This is a genomic window from Chryseobacterium indologenes (assembly GCA_016025055.1).
GTDB lineage: Bacteria > Bacteroidota > Bacteroidia > Flavobacteriales > Weeksellaceae > Chryseobacterium > Chryseobacterium indologenes.
On record CP065590.1, the window covers coordinates 4,029,739 to 4,051,138 of the forward strand.

16 protein-coding genes and 2 pseudogenes are annotated in these 21,400 nt (G+C 36.5%); 8 read left to right on the forward strand and 10 right to left on the reverse strand.

Annotated elements, in window-relative coordinates; all coding sequences use genetic code 11:
- Positions 1-201: 201 nt before the first annotated feature.
- From H3Z85_18565 to H3Z85_18585, 5 genes are all read right to left on the reverse strand, one after another.
- Positions 202-1,377, reverse strand: a complete 1,176-nt coding sequence (locus H3Z85_18565; protein QPQ51291.1) for a M28 family peptidase — start codon at positions 1,375-1,377, stop codon at positions 202-204.
- Positions 1,378-1,417: 40 nt separating this feature from the next.
- Positions 1,418-2,611 (reverse strand): M20/M25/M40 family metallo-hydrolase, encoded by a 1,194-nt coding sequence (locus H3Z85_18570; GenBank protein QPQ51292.1) that lies wholly within the window; start codon positions 2,609-2,611, stop codon positions 1,418-1,420.
- Between the two features lie 261 nt (positions 2,612-2,872).
- On the reverse strand, positions 2,873-3,217 hold the full coding sequence (gene rplT, locus H3Z85_18575) for a 50S ribosomal protein L20 (protein QPQ51293.1): 345 nt from the start codon (positions 3,215-3,217) through the stop codon (positions 2,873-2,875).
- A gap of 122 nt (positions 3,218-3,339) precedes the next feature.
- Positions 3,340-3,537 carry a 50S ribosomal protein L35 gene (gene rpmI / locus H3Z85_18580; protein ID QPQ51294.1) on the reverse strand — a complete coding sequence of 66 codons (198 nt, stop codon included), beginning with the start codon at positions 3,535-3,537 and terminating at the stop codon, positions 3,340-3,342.
- 457 nt (positions 3,538-3,994) lie between these two features.
- Positions 3,995-4,816, reverse strand: coding sequence for an alpha/beta hydrolase (locus H3Z85_18585; GenBank protein ID QPQ51295.1), 822 nt, complete (start codon positions 4,814-4,816; stop codon positions 3,995-3,997).
- A gap of 770 nt (positions 4,817-5,586) precedes the next feature.
- Here H3Z85_18585 and H3Z85_18590 point away from each other — a divergent pair.
- The 4 genes from H3Z85_18590 to H3Z85_18605 all read left to right on the forward strand — a co-directional run bounded on the left by H3Z85_18590 (position 5,587) and on the right by H3Z85_18605 (position 10,108).
- A complete protein-coding gene (locus tag H3Z85_18590) occupies positions 5,587-6,219 on the forward strand; it encodes a hypothetical protein (protein QPQ51296.1) in 633 nt (210 codons plus the stop codon).
- A gap of 90 nt (positions 6,220-6,309) precedes the next feature.
- On the forward strand, positions 6,310-6,825 hold the full coding sequence (locus H3Z85_18595) for a hypothetical protein (protein ID QPQ53946.1): 516 nt from the start codon (positions 6,310-6,312) through the stop codon (positions 6,823-6,825).
- 443 nt (positions 6,826-7,268) lie between these two features.
- Positions 7,269-9,482 (forward strand): sensor histidine kinase, encoded by a 2,214-nt coding sequence (locus H3Z85_18600; protein QPQ51297.1) that lies wholly within the window; start codon positions 7,269-7,271, stop codon positions 9,480-9,482.
- Entirely contained in the window at positions 9,479-10,108 is a 630-nt protein-coding gene (locus tag H3Z85_18605; GenBank protein ID QPQ51298.1) for a response regulator transcription factor, read from the forward strand. Before H3Z85_18600 ends, H3Z85_18605 begins: the two co-directional genes overlap by 4 nt.
- A gap of 187 nt (positions 10,109-10,295) precedes the next feature.
- Here the strand turns inward: H3Z85_18605 and H3Z85_18610 are convergent, their stop codons facing one another.
- Positions 10,296-10,862 carry a hypothetical protein gene (locus tag H3Z85_18610; protein ID QPQ51299.1) on the reverse strand — a complete coding sequence of 189 codons (567 nt, stop codon included), beginning with the start codon at positions 10,860-10,862 and terminating at the stop codon, positions 10,296-10,298.
- Positions 10,863-10,976: 114 nt separating this feature from the next.
- A pseudogene (locus H3Z85_18615) lies at positions 10,977-12,050 on the reverse strand (resolvase).
- 159 nt (positions 12,051-12,209) lie between these two features.
- On the opposite strand from H3Z85_18615, the gene H3Z85_18620 reads away from it, so the two are divergent.
- A complete protein-coding gene (locus H3Z85_18620; GenBank protein ID QPQ51300.1) occupies positions 12,210-12,770 on the forward strand; it encodes a hypothetical protein in 561 nt (186 codons plus the stop codon).
- 81 nt (positions 12,771-12,851) lie between these two features.
- Here H3Z85_18620 and H3Z85_18625 read toward each other — a convergent pair whose 3' ends face one another.
- Entirely contained in the window at positions 12,852-13,352 is a 501-nt protein-coding gene (locus H3Z85_18625; protein QPQ51301.1) for a translation initiation factor IF-3, read from the reverse strand.
- Positions 13,353-13,524: 172 nt separating this feature from the next.
- Positions 13,525-15,444 carry a threonine--tRNA ligase gene (gene thrS / locus H3Z85_18630; GenBank protein ID QPQ51302.1) on the reverse strand — a complete coding sequence of 640 codons (1,920 nt, stop codon included), beginning with the start codon at positions 15,442-15,444 and terminating at the stop codon, positions 13,525-13,527.
- 555 nt (positions 15,445-15,999) lie between these two features.
- Between thrS and H3Z85_18635 the strand changes: the two genes are divergently transcribed.
- Entirely contained in the window at positions 16,000-16,968 is a 969-nt protein-coding gene (locus H3Z85_18635; GenBank protein ID QPQ51303.1) for a membrane dipeptidase, read from the forward strand.
- Positions 16,969-17,118: 150 nt separating this feature from the next.
- Here H3Z85_18635 and H3Z85_18640 read toward each other — a convergent pair.
- A pseudogene (locus H3Z85_18640) lies at positions 17,119-18,662 on the reverse strand (hypothetical protein).
- Positions 18,663-18,810: 148 nt separating this feature from the next.
- On the opposite strand from H3Z85_18640, the gene H3Z85_18645 reads away from it, so the two are divergent.
- Complete coding sequence (locus tag H3Z85_18645) at positions 18,811-19,974, forward strand: 2-isopropylmalate synthase (protein QPQ51304.1); 1,164 nt, start codon at positions 18,811-18,813, stop codon at positions 19,972-19,974.
- A gap of 29 nt (positions 19,975-20,003) precedes the next feature.
- Positions 20,004-21,392 carry a 3-isopropylmalate dehydratase large subunit gene (gene leuC / locus H3Z85_18650; protein ID QPQ51305.1) on the forward strand — a complete coding sequence of 463 codons (1,389 nt, stop codon included), beginning with the start codon at positions 20,004-20,006 and terminating at the stop codon, positions 21,390-21,392.
- Positions 21,393-21,400 lie beyond the last annotated feature (8 nt).

Consider the following 21,400-nt stretch of genomic DNA (forward strand, 5'->3'; position numbering starts at 1 on the left):
TAGTTGTGGATTACGAATATAATAAATAAATCCCAAAACTGTGTTTAATTTTTTATAATTGAATGGTAATTTTTCATTATTTCGTCAATGATTGTTGCGGTAAGGTTATATTTATTGTTATGATATAAGGTTGTTCATAAAAAAACCTTTTGAAATATTTCAAAAGGTTTGTATGTAGAGTCCGGTCAATGAGGGGGAAAATTATTTTTTAACAAGAATCTTTCGCACCACAATCTGATTTCCGGATTTTAAAATCCCGATGTAAGCTCCGTTTTCCAAACTTGAAATATCAATTTCAGATTCGCTGACTTTTTTTAATAGAGAGTGTCCTGCTAAATCTGTGATTTCAAAACTAAAATTTTTTACAATAGAATCCGGGATGCGGATACGAATCATATCTTTTGCCGGATTGGGAGAAATTTTTATTTCTTCCAGTGCGTTTTTTGAGCGTACTTCATCAGTTCCCAGTGTACCGGTAGCGACAGCAAAGTGTTGTATAGCTCCTACAGCAGCTTTACCGATATTATAAATATAAACAGGGTCCGTATTGTCAAAAGTATCATCAGACGTATGTGGATAGCTGCTTCTTATCCTTTCAAAAAAACCGGTAATCACTTCCCCTTTCTGTTCGAAAGGAATATAATCGGTTGATTCGGCCGGGTCAACAGCGGTCTGTAGCGGAGAGTAGAGTGCTGTACAATTTCTAAGTTCCTGAGTAACTGTAGCTGATGCGGCATTATTGCTGGAAACGCCTCCAAGATCCTGATCACAATACACCGTATTATTAAGATTTCCCATTACACCGCCTACCTGGTCCAGATTGAATACTAATCTGGTATCTAAAACACGTGTATTACCCTGATAGGCAACAGTATTTGCGTAATGTTTACTTCCTAATAACCCTTGTTCTTCCCCCGAAAAATGGATGAATTTTATAGAATATTCCGTAGGAACATCTCTCAGAATCCTTGCTGCTTCCAGGATAATCGAAGTTCCACTACCGTTATCATTAACGCCTGGACCATTAAGAGAATCAAAATGCCCGCAAACAATAACATATTTGTTAGGATATAGCGTTCCGGTCTTTGTAATTACTAAATTTTTGGAACTAATACTTCCTGAAGTAAAAGGGTCTTCAGTAATCTGACCGGCAGTATATCCGAAGGAAACATATTTACTTTTAAGCCATTCTAAAGCATTGGTATTCGCAGGGGATCCGGTTGTCTTGATTCCCAGATTGGCAAAATCCTGAAGATTTGTCGTAATATTTGTCTGGGTCACCATATCAGCCCTGTCCTGGTAAGCCTGAATAAAGCTCTGGGCTCCCATGTTTTGTGCAATAATTCCTGTTAATAAAAGAACCGCGATTTTTTTCATACGAAATAATAAAATAATGGCAAACTGATATTTATACGGACTATTTTTCAACAATTATTTTCTTAGTGGTATCACCTTTGTCTGTTTTTATGGTGACTGTATACACTCCATTTGTCAATGCTGAAATATCTAATTTATTACGGTTGGCAATATTCATGACTCTGTTTCCTGTCATATCATTGATCTCTACACTGTACGATTGTACCTTTTGCGGCAATTCTATCATGAGTGTATCTTTAACAGGGTTAGGATATATTTTTATGGCGTCCAGTAATTTTTGATGGGCAATTTCAGCTGTCCCCAGATTATCAGAAGTTATAGAAGCTACTGCAAAATGCTGCAAAGCACCTACTGCTGCTTTACCCACATTCAAAACATAGACCGGATCTATATTCGCAAGAGTACCATTTACCGTATGTTCGTTATTACTTCTTGTGTATTCGTAAAAACCGGTGATCGTGTAGCCTTTGGCCTCGAAAGGCATATAATCAGAACTGTACGCATAAGATATAGAAGTTTGAAGAGGCGAGTAGAGGCCTGTACACGTCGCTAATTCCTGTGTAGCAGTATTGGAGGCTGCATTATTTCCGGGTACTCCGCCTGTATCTCTTTCACAGGTAATAGTGGTATTTGTATTTCCTATTTTTCCTCCTACCTGGTCAATATTAAGAACAAGCTTAATATCCAGCTGACGGGTATTTCCCTGGTAGGCAATATTGTCGGCATAATGATAACTGCCTTCCAGTCCCTGTTCTTCTCCGGAAAAATGGATGAATTTTATGGAATATTCTGTAGGAACATCTTTTAATATTCTTGCAGCCTCCAGTAAAATGGAAGTTCCGCTTCCGTTATCACTGACTCCCGGACCAACAATGGTATCGTAATGGCCACAAATGATAACATATTTATCGGGATAGACGGTTCCTGTTTTAGTGATCACAAGATTGGTACTGTTGACCGTTGTATTTCCAATGGTGAAATTGAAAGGATCTTCTGTAATCTGACCAGCCGTATATCCGTAAGAAACATATTTGTTCTTCAGCCAGTTTAAGGTGTTGGTATTCTGAACTGAACCCGTTTGTTTTACTCCAAGATCAGAAAATTCCTGGAGGTTGTTGCTGATATTAGCCTGGGTTACCATATCTGCTCTTTGCTTATAAGACTGAATAAGGCTTTGGGCAGTTATATGTTGTGTAATGACAGATGTCAGTAAAAAAGCAGCGATTTTTTTCATTTCTATATCCAGATTGTTTTTTGATTGCTAATATACCAAATAATCACTGTTTTATAAGATGAAATACAAATCAATTATCATTGTTTATGTAAATAATTTATTATTATGAATTTTATACTATAAATAAATATTTTTATTGTTTAAAATTCAACAATACTCTATTTTATGTTTGTTTTTTTCACGATATCTTACAGTATGGATATAACAAAAAATCCCGGATCAAATCCGGGACTATATTGATAACAAAAATAGTATTCTACATTATTTTACTTGATCTACAACAGCTTTGAAAGCTTCAGGGTGATTCATTGCTAAATCTGCTAAAACTTTTCTGTTAAGCTCAATGTTGTTCTTTTTAAGAGCTCCCATAAATTGAGAGTAAGACATTCCGTGCTCTCTGGTTCCCGCGTTGATACGAGTGATCCAAAGGGCTCTGAAGTTTCTCTTTTTCTCTTTTCTACCACGGTAAGCATATTGCATTGCTTTTTCTACCGCGTTTTTAGCTACTGTCCAAACGTTCTTTCTTCTACCGAAAAAACCTTTAGCTTGCTTTAAAACTTTCTTTCTGCGAGCTCTTGAAGCTACGGCATTTACTGATCTTGGCATAATTTAAATTGTTTTTTTGAAATGTGCGACAAACTGTTTCATTGTACTTGGTTGCTCCATTTCAGGGTTAAAATTTTGAATTTGTTTTGAATTCTTATAAACCGAATATAGATTTATAAAAACTACTTAATTGCTAATTGACGTTGAACGCTTTTCTCATCCACTTTAGCTACGTAAGAAGTAGTAGTAAGATTTCTCTTCTGCTTAGTTTCTTTCTTAGTTAAGATGTGGCTTTTGTAAGCGTTTTTTCTTTTGATCTTACCAGATCCGGTAAGAGCAAAACGTTTCTTAGCACCTGATTTCGTTTTTAATTTTGGCATTGTCTTGCTTTTTTATTGTTTTTGTTATCAATATCTGTTTTGGCTATCCCTAAGGACATTAGGAATAATGGTTTGCAAAGATACAAAAAAATCAATGCAAATTTTTATAATCTGTGATTTTATTGTATTTATAGACGTATAGTAATATCTTCAACATCCACCTGGAATACAACATTCAGATTTTGATTGTTTCCTCGCGGGTTTCATCCTGGGCACAAGATGCCAATAGCATCGAAAGACTTAAAAGAGTCATTAATTTTAATTTCATAGGTTATTTTTTGACAGCGGCAGATATATGAAATTTATATATTAATTCACTATATTAAGATTTTTAATTGATAATAAATGCTGTATTGATGGTGTTTTACAATTGTATTTAACGCACTTTTTAGTGTGTTTTAACAAAATAACCACAGCCGTACGACTGTGGTTATTGAAAATTATAGGTATTATGTTATTAGGATTTGATAAAAGCCAAAAGATCTCTGTTAATCGTTTCAGCTTCTGTGGTCGGCATCCCGTGTGGGAAACCCGGATAAGAAATCAATTGACCATTCTTAAGCAGCGTGGCCGCTACTTTTCCGGTTGTTTCGAACGGAACAATCTGATCATCTTCACCATGCATTACCAGCACAGGAATATCCACACTTTTAAGGTCTTCTGTAAAATCTGTTTCTGAGAATGCTTTAACACAATCGTAATGGGCTTTGATGGAACCGCTCATTCCTTGTCTCCACCAGTTTCTCTGGATTCCGTCTGAAACTTTGGCACCTTCTCTGTTGTAGCCATAAAAAGGGAAGGTAATATCAAAGAAAAACTGGGATCTGTGCTTGGCTGTATTATTTCTGATATCATCAAAAACAGAGATAGGAACACCATTTGGATTATTCTCGTTCTGAACCATGAGAGGAGTTACCGCACTTACGAGAACAGCTTTTGCAACTCTTCCTTTACCATGTTTAGCTACATATCGAATGACCTCTCCGCCACCTGTAGAGTGTCCTACATGGATAACATCTTTTAAATCCAGGGCTTCAACAAGTTCGGCGACGTCAGAAGCATACGTATCCATATCATGCCCGTAAGGTGTCTGCTCAGATCTTCCGTGTCCTCTTCTGTCATGGGCGATTACTCGGTATCCTTGCTCAAGGAAGAAAAACATCTGTGCATCCCAGTCGTCACTCGATAATGGCCATCCATGATGGAAGAAAATAGTTTGCCCCTTTCCCCAGTCTTTGTAATAAATCTCTGTTCCGTCTTTTAATGTAAGTGTGTTCATAAATTCTTTTTATAATTAATATGAGTGTGTTTGTATTTAAGATGAGAAATCCTCACCATATATTATATTACTCTAAGATACTATATTGGTGAAAATTTTAAAGCAACAGAAAGTATGATTAACGTTAATTTAACAACTGATGTTCAGGTCGAAATTGGTCCCTGAAGAAAAATAAATGATTACCAATACGTATAATATAGCTGATAACCGGGATTGTATCATTCTTCACATCTTACTAATATTGACGGCTAATATGAGTAACAGATTGCACATGAATACGACAGGATAAAAAGATAACACAATTTTGGTCTGAGTTAAAAGCTATCCGGAATGGAATATTCGTGAAAGCGGTAACACAAAAAGACATACGTACCATAAACTAGAGATATCTTTTATACTTTGGCCTGTCAGAACTCATCAGGTTTCAGGACATATGAACTCACTCTATTAAAAAAATCTAAATATGCTTTCATCCGCAGACTTACATCTTGAAAGAATTTTGCTCCTCACTGCTCTGACTATATTTTTCGGGGCAGGTTTTTCTTGTATGCTCATTATTTTTATCATAAATTCTGTAAAAAAGAAACAGAAAAGTGGGCTTTATTACCTTCTTTGGTTTCTGATCCCCGGAATTACGGTATTAGCTTTGGCAACATTGTATTTGTATATGATGTTAATTTAAAAAGAAAAGAAATACATCAGAATGAATTAACCTGATTCATGATAAAGAAAAAAATACAAGAAAACCTAATAGATTAAAAATTACAATTATGATTTTCAGAAAACTACTACCTGTTGTGGCTTGTGTGATAAGCTTGTCCTCTTTTGCGCAAATAAGAACAGCAGTATATTTTTCTTCAGATAAAAAATACAACGAAGTTATTGAGGAACTCGGAAATCCATTATCAGGCAAACCGGTGCTCATAGCACAATCATTTGTGCCCAACTACGGAAGTTATGTCTGGTTTTTGAACGAAACTAAAGCTGTAAAACCCGCTTACTTCGGTGGAAATCCAAAAGATTTACAAGCTGGTATTTTTCTGGAAGATCACGGCGGATTACTTCCGCAGATAAGCTTTAAAGACTTTGCTGAAGGGTTGTCTCAACCTCGTTACATGATTAATTTTTGTGAAATCCATGATGCTGATCATGATGGCTTTCCCGAATTTTACCTTACGTATTTTGAAGAATCAGACGGATTGGATGCCAAACCTTTAAAGGTAATTGTATACACGAGTCCGGATAAAAAAAAGTTCTCAAAATCAAAGATTACAGGCTGGATTCCCTTTCAGGAAGAAGATCAGTATCGTGAGCTAAAGGATGAAAATTTCAGGCTATTACCTAAAGAAATACGACTAAAGGCTGAAAAAATACTGAAAGACGCTAAAAAAGAAATAAAGTAAAAAATCACCAATATCAGGGATATTTTTGTGCGGGACCTTTGAGTACCTTTACTCCATAGATTTATTAAAGATAAAGCGGTGAAAAACCTTCTGATTTTAACGTCACTTTTAGCCTTGCCGGGCTGTACAGCTGATACTCAAAAACTGAAAGTTTCGCCTGTTTATACTGAGCTCCAAAGGGTTGCTAAAGAAATCCCGGAAACAGGTAAAACGCACACGTATACAACACGAAAGGAAGTTACAGAGCGTCTGAATCCTATGATTATAATGCATTCTAAAAATGATAAAACATTAGCCTTCCAGATACAAGGAAATATCAGTTCAGACGGCCACGTGATCAATCAGATCAGAAAAATCCGGTCTAAAAAAGGAGAGCAGAACGGCAATACCGTCACACTGAGATACTATGCTGAGATCAAAAAAATTCCCGGTAAAGAAAGTGCAGATGTCGTGGGATATAACTATATCAAAGATGAAATTTATAAAGTACCGGATGATATTAAAATAATAAAAATAGAACTGTATGAAGGTCATAGCAATAATTCATCGGACATAAAACCAAAGATGATTGCGCAACAAACCTACAATTTCTTTGCAAAAATATAGATTCCGGTGATGCATAGACTTTAATTAATACATATCAGCCAAAGGAAGTGGTGACAGAATATTACAATACTGCAGAGTGCTGACAACCAATAGCCTTAAATAAATACTAATGATGTACTTTTATAGCTTTCTTTTTCACTCATAATGAAATGATCAATTCTTATTTCGGATAAAGACGACAACACACGTATGGGTAAAAACAATAACAAAATAAAATTGAGTGAAGAAGAGGCTATAAAATGAATACCAGGTTTCATTTCTTTCATTGACAGCTTTTGACTTGAAAAAAAGATGAAAATACCCTCGTGAATAAGACTTCTGATTGTATGGTGCAGGCCTCTGTTTGTACCAATTGAAAGAAAAATATCTTCAAAATGGATTGGCAGTATTTACTTATATTTACGTTTTTTATTACACTGAAATTCCATAAAGGTAAGGGTTTGATGCACAGGTTATTATTTATATTCGCTTTGTCTGTTTGTCCGTTTTTTGCACAGGCACAAGATGTTTTAAGCAAATTAGAAAGGGAGTATAGCCATGCATCGGGTAAAACCTCAGAGCAGATGAACCTGGCTCCCAAATATGCTACAGCCTTATTTTTTCACCAGCTTAAATCCAGATCTTATCAGATTTTAGATTCCAATATTGCCCTGGCGATCAAGGAAACTGACGGGAAATATGCTACCATTTTATATGCCGTTCAGGCGATGAACTATCGGCTTGATCATAAAGAAACCGAAGCTTTAAAAAGCCTTGATATGGCAAAAGCCTACAGCCTAAAAACGAATAATAACGAGGCTAAAGGGTATTTCCATTATGCAAAAGGCTGGATTCTGACCCGTAATAATAAAACGACAGAGGCCGTGGCAGCCTATCTAAAGGCCATCGAATATTATGAAAACTCACCCACCACTTCTACATTATACGGAAGATTTGGAAATGTAGCCAAAGAGCTGTCTACCATTTATTCCAATCTTAATGAATATCAGCTGGAAGAAAAATACAGTAAACAGTTTTTGTTGCTGGCCTCTAAACAGAATGATCCCAATCTTATCTTCGATTCATACATGCGAATGGGATATGTATATGAACAAAAGTATGCCCAGAATACATCAGAGATAGATTTCAGAACTAAGGCAGAGCAATATTATTTGCGGGCAATTAATACATTCAACAGAAATAAAGAGGCGATGGTCAATAAAACCAGCCTTTCATATGCAGCGATCAATTTGGCCAATCTATATACCGGTTTTGACAGAAGCAAGGCGATGCAATATGCCCGGTTAGCCAATACCGTTAGCCTTGAGACCGGTGATGCCATCCACATTGCTTCTTCGTTCGGAATCTTAGCCGAGCTGGCTATACAGGATAAAGACTATGATCTGGCCAAATCATATTTTCTAAAAGCCACTATGGAAATTGGAAAAAGCCCGGTCAGAGATCATAATATAGAATTGTCTCTTCTGGAATCTTTATCTCAGATCAGCGAAGAACAAGGAAACTATAAAGAAGCACTGACCTATTATAAAAGCTATGTTGATAAATACAAAAGTATTTATGACCAGGAAAAACTTGATATTACCAAAAGACTCGAATCCCAGTTTGATAAAGAAAGACAGGAGCAAAAGTACATTAAGCTGCAACTGGAAAGTGATAAAAAAGCACAGCAGATTAAGCTGATCAACATACTGCGGGCTCAGCGTGAACAGGTTTATAACAACTTAAAGCTTGTAGAAGAAAATCAGCGGGAACGACTGAAATTTTCAGAACTTGAATCCGAAAAGAAAGAGCAACAGCTTCGCTTGGCAAAGTTGGAAACCGAACAAAAAAACAGCGATATCAACAGCTATAAAAAACTTCTGGCATTCAAGGAAAAGATCAATACCTACTATATTGTGTTTATTGTCATCTTTATTGTTCTGATTTTCTTATTGCTTTATGCCTATAAACAACGGGTCAAATCGATTAAACAAAGAGACGAGCTGCATGCGCTGGCCCTTGAAAAAGAAAAGCAAAATTCAAAAATCTCTACCCTTACCGCATTGCTTGAAGGTCAGGAACAGGAGCGTGGCCGCCTTGCCCGCGATCTTCATGACGGATTGGGAGGCTTGCTTTCCGGAACCAAACTTCAGTTATCATATTTAGATCCCCATCAGTCTGAAACAATAGAAGAAGGAATATCCAAGTCTATCAACCAGATCGATGGCGCCGTTGAAGAACTGAGAAGGGTAGCCCATAATCTAATGCCTGATTTACTCACGAAATATGGTCTGGAAGTAGCGATTAAAGAGTTTGCTACCCGAATTTCCAGTAGCGGATTGGATATTCATACAGAATTTATCAACTATACCAACTCCATATCACAGGAAAAGCAGCTGATATTGTACAGGATCATCCAGGAATTGGTCAATAACGCTATAAAACATGCCCATACTTCCGAAATCATTATCCAGATAAGTGAAGAAGAAGATATGCTTAACGTTACGATAGAAGATAATGGTAAAGGCTTTGATCCTGCAAGCTTAGACATGAGAAAAACAGCAGGTTTTCATAATATAGAATTAAGGGTCCAGTTTTTAAAAGGTACGATGCATATCACCTCTGAATTGAATATAGGGACCAGTATAGAACTTCAAATTCCCATTCATAATACATGATAAAAGTAGCTATAACAGACGATCACCCGCTTCTACTGGAAGGGTTGAAAAATATTTTAGGAAATAATGATGCCATAGATGTCGTAGATTGCTTCAAAGACGTTTCAGAAATGAATGCCGGCCTGGCAAAACAGGCGATCGATATTTTATTGCTCGATATTAATCTTCAGGACACCAACAGCATTGAACTGATAAAGCCTTTAAAGAAAAAGTACGGGAATCTTCAGGTCATTATGCTCAGTGTTCATAATGAACTGCCTGTCATTAACAGTACTCTGGCAGAAGGAGCTTTGGGATACATTCAGAAAAATGCATCCGTATCTGAAATTCTGGAAGGTATTACGACCGTGTATGCCGGTAATCGTTTTTTATGTTCGAAAACGCAGTCAGTTTTAGATAAAAAATCACCAGACGGATTGCATCAGGTTCCGAAATTAACCCGGAGAGAAAAGGAAATTTTAGCAGAGGCAGCCAAAGGTCTTACCACCAACCAAATGGCAGAAAAACTTTTTATAAGTCCCCACACCGTTGAAAGCCACCGAAAAAATCTTATTGAAAAATTTCAGACTTCCAACCTGAGTTCAGCCATCAAATTAGCCATAGAATACGGTCTGATCATGGAATAGAGTACTCATCATTACGGGTCCATTTTTAGATCTCTGTAGATTTTACAGATTTAAAAATCCATGTGTCTATCGGTAAATCCTGGACCTGACCGGAACCCATTTTATGTATGATACCAACAAAAAGGCCTGCTTACATCGTAAAAGCAGACCTTTTCTATATATAATCAAATAATTAGGTGTGTCATGATTAATCTTTGAATCGCAATGCCGCCTGGAACAGGTTTTTCTTTCCGGTTAAATCATACTCATCATTATAAGCAGGCTCATACATCAAAATATACACTCTGCTGTCAATATCTTTTAAATGGACAGGCTGATCTACCATTACATCATAAAACCTTGTAATAGTACGCGTAGCAGTCCACTGTTTTGAGTTACCTTTAGGATTTTTATCAAATCTGTGATCTTTAGCATCCGTATAATACCAATATGACGGTGCCTGATCCATCAGAAACATTTCCTTGTCTTTGTTATACAGTTCCTCTGCCATACCCGTACTCTGGAACCAAGGTACCTCGGCATTATAAACACCCAGCGCAGCGCCATAAATATCTTTATTCGTAGTGGTACCTACTAAAAAACCTTCAAGGTTATTCGCTGTGACTTCAAACAGGAAAGGCGACTTTTTCAGATCATATACATCGTTGGTTGGCTCAATTACCTTTCCGTCTTGTTTAATAACTACTTTTAACGATTGGGCAAAAATCATTGTACCCAGTAAAGAAAACAGGAGTGTTAAACTTATTTTTTTCATTGTTAATCTTTATAATAACTGGGGCAAAGATATCAGACTTTATCCCTCTAAACACTCGCTGATTTCAGGGGTTTTTATATTATTTTAAACTCAGATTCCAATAACCCGGCGTATTTAAAACAGATGGTCATTCAATTTAATTTTTATGAAAGCAGACTTTTGCTTCTTTCCTTTTGCAACAGCTGAGTTTATGGGATAAACTTCGGCAAAAAAAAGTATCATGATCTATCCAGAATGCTTTCTTATCATCAGCTATTTTGAAGCTGGTAAAATTCACATACAAAAGATTTTCCTGTTTTTTAGTTTGCGGTGAGTATTGGGCGATCATAAAATCACTTCCCACATCATTATTGGAAGAGATGCAGGTAACCCAGCTTTTAGTGGGAAGAATCTGGGGATAGCCGTTTGTACTTAGTTCAAATGTGATTGCATTTTTTACGTTGAAAAAGAATAGTAAGAATCTAAAACTTCGTCAGAATTTTCTTTGAAAACCTCCAGGTCTAAGAAAGACGATCGTCCTACATACTCATTGGCAAGAGGTCCGGTTTCTGTAGATACATTTTCGTCTTGTGTAATGATTTCTTTTCTGTTATTGGCAAGGTATGTCCAATTGTCGCCCTGCAGTTTTATATTCGGGTTTTTCACCAATGTTTCATCGATCCGGTTTTTTGAGCTGGCTGTAAATTCTTGTTCTGAAATCTCAGAAATACTACCGAATTTCTTAAAAGATTTATTTTTAAAATCATCCGATTCCTTGAAAGTACTGCTTCTGATGGCATAAAGATCCACATCTTTTAAAGTAAGTTCAAATGCTGCCTTGAATTCTGATTTCAGCACAAATGCTTCAATGCTGTTTGAAATAGTATTATTAATGCTGTAATGAATAGAGTAGAAGTCATCAAACTCTTCAAATCCGTAGTAATTATCGAGTTTATTGTACGCCACTTTCAGGTGTGCGGCTTCTTGATCCGGAGCTACAAAAAACCGTACAGAATCCAGTTTGGTCAATAATTGAAAAGGTACATCCTGTACATTATCCACACCTTTTATTCTTTTAAAATCGGCTAGTGTTATCTTTTTTTGCGTAATTTCAGTTTTCGCCTTGTGGGTATCTGATGTTGTCTTCTGCTGGTTACATCCTGCAAGAACCACCACAGATGATATAAAGAATTGGTTTACGATTTTCACTTTGTATATTTAAGGGCAAATGTATCAGTATTCAGGTCTGCAGCCAACAAAATATATGAATTTGGTCGATAAATAGCTGAAAACAGGGATGTAAAGTATGGTATATTTTGGAGAATTTTACAAATAATAAATTAACTACCGTAAATTATTTTAGATTCAATGAAAAACGTAATAACCACCTTTTCAGCTGCAATGGTTTTGTTAGCTTCCTGTTCAACATCAACAGAAAAAAAGCAAAATAATGAAGATTCCACAGTGGTCAAAACAGAAACTTCATCAACTCCCGTGCTCAAAAAAAATAAAATTTCAGATGACGTGATACCGGCCGATTTTTCAGAACTGGTTCCTATTGATGTACTGGATACAAAAAGCAAGAATGTATATGAAAAATATGGTGTTGAGTTTTCCGGAAACTGCTATTCATGTGATTTAGCCAACTTATCAGTAACTAACAAAAGAATAATATGGGCTAATGTCTGTGATGAAAAGGACACTTTTGAAATCAATGATTTTTCTTTTATCAATGAAGGAAACAAAACTATTCTGAAAACGGCGGAAAGAACTTATATTCTTACACAAACAGATAAAGCTCCTGTTTACGAACTGGTTGTAGAAGGTAAAAAACTGGAGTTGAAAAATAAAAGACTATCCCGTTTTTTTACCACCAAAAAAGCTTTACCTCTTTTTAAAGAACATGATTGTGGAGATTTTGAAGGGTAAATATATCTTTTCAATAAACCTAACATATATAAAAAAACCTCAAATCACTTTGAGGTTTTTTTATATTAAATAACGATTGAATTATTTTGCTGGTTTTTTAGGACTCATCATCATAATCATCCTTTTTCCTTCAAGTTTAGGAAGCTGGTCTACCTTACCAACATGCTCAAGCTCCTGAGCAAGTTTTAAAAGCAAGATTTCTCCCTGATCCTTAAAGATAATCGAACGTCCTTTAAAAAATACGTAGGTCTTTAGCTTTGAACCTTCTTCAAGGAATTTTTCGGCATGCTTCTTCTTAAATTCATAATCATGGTCATCAGTCTGAGGTCCGAAACGAATCTCTTTTACGACCACTTTTACCTGCTTAGCCTTAAGTTCCTTTTGCTTTTTCTTTTGCTCATATAAGAATTTTTTATATTCCAATACTCTTGCAATGAAAGGTTCTGCCTTATCCGAAATTACTACCAGATCCAATTCCTGTTCTGCAGCAATTTGTCTTGCTTTGTCAATTGGATAAATTCCCGGCTCTACGTTATCGCCCACCAAACGAAGCTCTCTCACACGAATTTTATCGTTGATCAAGTGAGCGTCCTCTTGTACAGGACGTCTTTGTGGGCCCCTGTTGTTAAATCTTTGTGCTATTGTATTATAATTTTATTGGTTAATTACTAAATTTAATTGATTCAAATATTTAAAAATTGAAAGATTCCCAAAATATTTTAACCTTCGAATCCTTCAATCTTTTATTTTAAATTTATATGGCTGCTTCTTTTTTAAAGTAAGCAACGAAATCTTCCAGTTTCATTACTCCAAGATCTCCTTCACCACGTCTTCTTACAGAAATCGTGCCTTCTTTTTCTTCATTTTCTCCTACCACAAGCATGAAAGGAATCTTCTTCAATTCAGCATCACGGATCTTTTTACCCGTCTTCTCATTTCTGTCATCAATCTGACCGCTAATATCGTGATTTTCCAAAAATTGTGAAACTTTTTTTGAATAATCTACATATTTTTCACTGATTGGTAGAATAATAAACTGATCAGGGCTTAGCCACAACGGGAAGTCACCTGCTGTATTTTCAAGCAAGATAGCGATAAAACGTTCCATAGAACCAAAAGGAGCTCTGTGGATCATTACCGGTCTGTGCTTCTCATTATCATTTCCGATATAGTGCAGATCAAATCTTTCCGGAAGGTTATAATCTACCTGGATTGTTCCTAATTGCCATTTTCTTCCTAAAGCATCTTTCACCATAAAGTCAAGCTTAGGACCATAGAACGCTGCTTCACCGTATTCAATTACAGTTTTTAAGCCTTTCTTTTGAGCCGCATTGATGATGGCACTTTCCGCTTTTTCCCAGTTTTCATCAGAACCGATATACTTTTGTTTGTTTTCAGGATCCCTTAGTGATACCTGAGTCACAAAATCCTCAAATCCAAGAGACTTGAATACATAAAGGGTAAGGTCAATTACCTTTTCAAATTCTTCAGAAAGCTGGTCCGGAGTACAGAACAGGTGAGCATCATCCTGAGTAAACCCACGAACTCTTGTCAGGCCGTGAAGCTCTCCACTTTGCTCATATCTGTATACTGTCCCGAATTCTGCATATCTTTTTGGTAAATCCCTGTAACTCCATTGTGAAGTCTTATAGATCTCACAGTGGTGCGGACAGTTCATTGGCTTCAATAAGAATTCTTCTCCTTCATTTGGAGTTTTGATCGGTTGGAAGCTGTCTTCTCCATACTTATCCCAGTGACCGGAAGTTACATATAATTCTTTTGCTCCGATGTGTGGAGACATTACAAACTCGTAACCTCCTTTTTTCTGAGCATCAGAAAGGAAATTTTCCAGTTTTCTTCTTAAAGCAGTTCCTTTTGGTAACCATAAGGGTAGACCGGCACCTACTTTTTCGGAAAATGCAAAAATTCCCAGTTCTTTACCTAGTTTTCTGTGATCTCTTCTTTTGGCTTCTTCCAATCTTTCAAGATATTCAGTAAGGTCTTTCTGTTTAGGGAAAGAAATACCATATACTCTTGTCAGCTGAGGATTTTTTTCATTTCCTCTCCAGTAAGCTCCTGCAGCATTCAGAATTTTAACGGCTTTTACAATTCCTGTATTCGGAATGTGTCCTCCACGACATAGGTCTGTGAAATTATCATGTGTTACAAAAGTGATTTCACCATCGTTCAGATTAGTGATCAGCTCTACTTTGTAAGGGTTGTCTGCATAGGTTTTTAAAGCATCCTCCTTAGAAACCGGGTACAGAGAGAAGGTTGATCCTTTTTTAGCGTTTTCAAGGATCTTCTTTTCAATCTTTTCAAAATCTTTTTCAGATAAACTTTCATCCCCGAAATCTACGTCATAATAGAATCCGCTTTCAATAGCCGGACCGATAGTCAACTTAGCATTAGGATAAAATTCAAGGATCGCCTGCGCCAAAAGGTGGGCAGAAGAATGCCAGAAAGCTTTCTTTCCAAGATCATCATTCCAGGTCAAAAGCTGTACCGTAGAATCCGTGGTTATAGGGGTGGTCGTCTCTACCTGTGTACCGTTAACAATTGCGGAAATGGTATTTCTAGCCAATCCCTCGCTTATCGATTTTGCCACATCTAGAGGAGTAACTGCTCCTTCGAATTCTTTGACACTATTGTCTGGAAGTGTAATTTTTATCATTGTTTACTAAGAAATTTTAAGATGCAAAAATACGCATTTTTTACATAATATACTATATCAACATCTATTTTAGAATGATAATTAATATAATCCTGTCAAAGAATTTTATGTTTAAAGTTTTGTGTGTGATGATACAAGACGGGATGAAGAAAATGGCAAAATAACAGGTATGTTTACTATCTTGCTTTTATTTTGTTTTTAAATTGCGATATATCAATAATTTACAAACAGAATAAAGGTTGCTCTTTTACCCATAATATTTCACGGAACGATGCCACCAATTGCAGAGTGCAGTTTTTGACATCATTGCATTACAAAAACATCTTAAAGTCGATAGATATTTTAAATAATTTCCACTTATTATTAATATGACAAAAGAACATTAATAATAGTATTTTAATCTTTTCGGAAAGTCTTAAAAAAGACACAGGCTATGATTCATATTGTCAGCAATATAAGATCCGGAGGCACTGTATTTCCTGATAAAGAATCTCTGAAACGCTATAGAAAGACCTGGCAAACTCTAGATTTAAGTGAAAAATATAAATACCAATTATGATAAATATTGATTTACATTGTGATCTCCTATATCATTTATTAAGAACGAATACAAGTATTGATGACAGGGAAATAGGATGTTCTTTGCCTTACCTGAAAGAAGGAAATGTAAAACTTCAGGTAATGGCCATTTATTCGGGAACTGGGAAGGATAGTACGCAGTATGGATTGCAACAAAGCCAGTTGTTTCCGGGATTGTTGGAGAATAAAAATTTTTTCCTTTTTAACAATGAGAATTATAAAGAACAAAAAAATGAAAATCGGGTAGGAGTAATTGCTTCTATAGAAAATGCATCATCTTTTTGTGATGAAAATGAAAATCTGGATTCCGGTTTTGAAAAGCTAGAGACAATCATTGAAAACACACAAAAGATTTTATACATAGGAATTACCCATCATACTGAAAACCGATTCGGAGGCGGCAATAATTCATCGGCAGAACTAAAAGATGATGGAAAAGTCCTGATGGATTATATTGCGGATAAAAACATTGCGATTGATTTGGCACATACCAGCGACCAGCTGGCTCATGATATCTTTAACTATGCTGATCAAAAAGGATATTCAATTCCTATTCTGGCCAGCCACTCCAATTACAGGGCAGTCTACAGGAATAACAGGAATCTTCCCGATGAATTAGCGAAAGAAGTGATCAGAAGAAAAGGACTAATCGGGCTTAACTTCATCAAGGATTATGTTGATCTTGAACATCCTGAAAGGCTCTACGATCATATACAGTATGCGCTTGATCTCGGAGGTGAAGACAGTATAGCTTACGGTGCAGATTATTTTTACTGGAAAGATCATCCGGACACTTCCCGTCATCCGTTCTTTTTTCCTGAACATGCTGATGCTTCGGTATATCCGACCATCAATAAAGAAATAGAAGAAAGATTTTCCCATAAATTAGCAGAAAAAATAAGCCATCAAAATGCATTGGATTTTATAGAAAAAATCTGCCAATAAATTGATTGAGTACATAATAAAATCGCCTGGATAGCATTGTTTATATTCCTGAGGAACGACAATATAAGTTAATATCACCTATATTTATGAACTAACATTATGTTGTCATTCCGCAGGAATACTACTCTTACAATCGATTTCAGAGGCCTGTTAATTTTTTCTTTTATACTTTACTTTTTGCTTAATGATTTCAATTACATCTACGTTTTGAACTTTTGATTGTATCCATCCGTGGATGTCAATATAAAACAATGACCTTCGGTAATATTCATTATGAGAAAACTCTTCAAGCTTTTGATCAAAAACTTCAAACGCCTTCTGCTGTTGGTTTAAAACCTGATTGTTAAGATTTTTAAAGAATTGAATACTCTCAAAATGGAAGTCTTCCGGTTTTTTCATCTTTTTGGCAAATTTCAGGGTCGAGGCCACAAATTCATCATAATCTTCATCATTTCCAGATTCATGTTTAGCCATTAAAATCAGAATTCTTGTGTGAAACAGCAGGTCTTCCTGTACATTTCCTTTTGATTCAATAACCCTCATACAATACTGAATCGTTTTCTTGTACATTTTACTTCCGAAAAACATGGCAGCCATCTTAAGATATAAAATCATAAAATGGTGTTCGTCGATTCTTTCGCGAAGCTTTTCCATTTTAAGTTCTATTTCGGGAATAAGCTTGGTGCCTGTGAAAAATTCACCCTTGACGAAGTGAATATTCATCAATGTATTCGAATGAGTAAGGAAGATCAACGATTGCAGATTTTCATTTTGGGCAAAACTTTCAGCATGTACTGTTTTACTGAAATTTTCAAAATGTTCTTCAAGAATATCAATATTTCCGTATAGAAACAGGATCTTCAAGAGATAAGTATTTCCTTTAATATACCATACAGGGTGACTGAAAATCATTTCAGGCTTTTTATGGAACATATCCACCCATTGATAAGCATACTTTAAGGTATATTTATAATCCTGGAGAAGCTGGTTTTTCCATACGTGGGCTTTAAAATACCATAATTTCTCTGTAAAATTCAGATTTTCAAACCTAATTTTTTTGATCTCCTGATTGAAAATATTCATAACTTCTTCGCGATCAGTATCATTTTTTACATAACCGTGAGTTAGCATTTCACTGTATAATTTCAGGGAAAGATTGGATAGTTTTGTGGTATACCGGTTCTGCCTACTGAGTTCCTGGGACTCTCTGATCAGCTCATCAGCACGGCCTTCAAAACTTCTTGTAATGAATTGGGATTCAATTACTTTTTCCAGGTCGATTACTTCGGAAGCAATACTTTTCTCATCCAGTTCAAGTGCTGTCTGTTTCGTTTTATCTAAAATTTTTAAAGCCTGTCTGTAAAGCCCTTTTTGATATAAAATATTAGCAAAATCAAGCTGTTCCCGAAGCTGAATTCTATAGTTTTGATGGCTCGGGTTCATGCGGAGGCTCACAAGAATCTGCTTATAGAGGTGCGCTTTCAGATTTGAGAGTTGCTGCTTTGTAGAAATCTTTTTTCAATGATGATACTTTCGTCGTATTCTTTCATTTTATCCATTTCGGAAAACAGCAAAAGAAACTTGGCATCTACGTTAATCCCGAGACGGTTTACATACAACTTAAACTGACGTTTTTCAGAGGTGGTCAATGACTTTACCAATACAAACAAAAAATCTTTCTGCAATTCTGCCATTGTAAATTTTTGGAATTTAAATATTTAATTATCAGGTAAATATGTTCGTTTTTCAAACAGTTGAATATTGTAATTTTCTAAAAAGAGGAAAATCGAAAAATATTACAAGCTGTAGTTTTGGATCAAAATTAAGTAAAAAACTTCATTTATGAATTCCGAAAAAATTGAAATTTTTGATACCACGCTGAGAGATGGGGAACAGGTTCCGGGATGTAAACTGAATAAGGAACAAAAACTGATTATTGCTGAAAGGCTCGATGAGCTAGGGATTGATATCATTGAAGCAGGATTTCCAATTTCCAGTCCGGGAGATTTTGAATCTGTTTCTGAAATTTCAAAACTCGTGAAAAATGCCAGAGTTTGCGGATTGACAAGAGCCAACAAAAAAGATATTGATGTAGCAGCGGAATCTTTACAATTTGCAAAAAGACCAAGAATACATACGGGAATCGGAACTTCAGATTCCCACATCAGATATAAATTCAATTCTACAAGAGAAGATATCATAGAACGCGCAGCAGAAGCAGTAAAATATGCCAAAAGATATGTAGAAGATGTAGAATTTTATGCTGAAGATGCCGGAAGAACAGATAATGAATATCTGGCTCAGGTATGCGAAGCTGTTATAAAAGCCGGAGCTACAGTACTAAATATTCCCGATACTACGGGATATTGCCTGCCTGAAGAATACGGACAAAAGATAAAATACCTTAAAGAAAATGTAAAAGGTATCGAAAAAGCGGTGTTGTCCTGTCACTGTCATAATGATCTTGGACTGGCCACTGCCAATTCTATTGCCGGAGCAATCAATGGAGCTCGGCAGATAGAATGTACCATCAACGGACTTGGGGAGAGAGCAGGAAATACAGCGTTGGAAGAAGTCGTCATGATTCTGAAGCAGCATAAAGACCTGAACCTCCATACCAATGTTAATTCCAGGATGCTGAACGAAATGAGCCAGATGGTTTCTGACCTGATGGGAATGTCTGTGCAGCCCAACAAAGCGATTGTAGGAGCCAATGCTTTTGCACACAGTTCAGGAATTCACCAGGACGGGGTCATTAAAAACAGGGAAACTTATGAAATCATCGATCCTGCAGAAGTTGGAGTAAATACTTCCTCCATTATTCTGACGGCAAGAAGCGGACGTTCTGCTCTGGCTTACAGATTCAAGCATATCGGCTATGAGGTTACCAAAAATGAGCTTGATTATTTATATGAAGAGTTTTTAAAAGTTGCCGATATGAAAAAAGAGATCGGTAATGATGATCTCAACCTGATGATGAATGCCTTCAGCAGAAAAATAGGATAGGGTTTGATTTAAATCAAGATAAAAGTAAAATGAACAAAGACAAAAAGACACTTTTTGATAAAGTCTGGGATGCTCACGTAGTGGAAAGTGTTCCCGATGGACCGCAAATTATATATATTGATAAACACCTGATTCATGAGGTAACCAGCCCTCAGGCATTTGCAGAACTGGAATCAAGGAACCTGGAAATATTCAGACCGGAGCAGATTGTAGCCACCGCAGATCACAATGTACCTACATTGAACCAGGATCAGCCGATCAGAGATGAATTGTCAAGAAATCAGGTTCAGCAACTCACAGAGAACTGTACAAAAAATCATATAGAGTTATTTGGTTTAGGGCATCAATACCAGGGTATTGTCCATATTATTGCTCCTGAATTGGGAATTACTCAACCCGGAATGAGCATTGTGTGTGGAGATAGTCATACCTCTACACACGGCGCTTTCGGAAGCATTGCTTTCGGGATCGGAACAAGTCAGGTGGCACAGGTTTTTGCCAGCCAATGTCTGTTGCTTAATAAGCCAAAGTCAATGAGAATTACCGTTAACGGGACGCTCAATGAAAATGTACAGCCTAAAGATGTCATTCTTTATATTATTTCAAAAATAGGAACAGACGGAGGAACAGGCTATTTCTGTGAATATGCAGGAAATGTATTCGAAGAAATGTCCATGGAAGGAAGAATGACTGTTTGCAATATGAGTATTGAAATGGGAGCTAGAGGAGGAATGATAGCACCTGATGCTACCACTTTTGAATATGTGAAGGGAAGAAAATATGCACCGTCAGGAGAAGAATGGGCGGAGAAAGTGGCATACTGGGAAACATTAAAAACAGATGAAGGTGCTCCTTTTGATAAAGAACTCAGCTTTGATGCAAAAGATATTTTTCCGATGATCACCTATGGGACAAATCCGGGGATGGGAATTTCCATTCGTGAAACGATTCCGGTACCGCAAAATGAATCAGAAGAAAAAGCCTTGCAATACATGGGCTTGAAAGCCGGGCAAACTCCTTCTAATATTACAGTTAATTATGTATTCATAGGAAGTTGTACCAATGCAAGAATTGAAGATTTCCGTTCTGCAGCTCAGTATATTAAAGGGAAATCAAAATCGGCAGCAGTAACAGCACTGATCGTGCCGGGATCGCAGCAGGTGGCCAAACAGATTTATGAAGAAGGTCTGGATAAAATATTCAGTGACGCGGGATTTCAGATTCGTCAGCCGGGATGTTCAGCATGTCTGGCGATGAATGATGATAAGATTCCTGAAGGAGAATATTGTGTTTCTACTTCCAACAGGAATTTTGAGGGCCGGCAGGGGCAGGGTGCCAGAACAATACTTGCAAGCCCGCTTACAGCAGCGAAAGCAGCAATTGAAGGTAGAATATCAGCTTTTGAAAGCTTAAACTAAACAGAAAA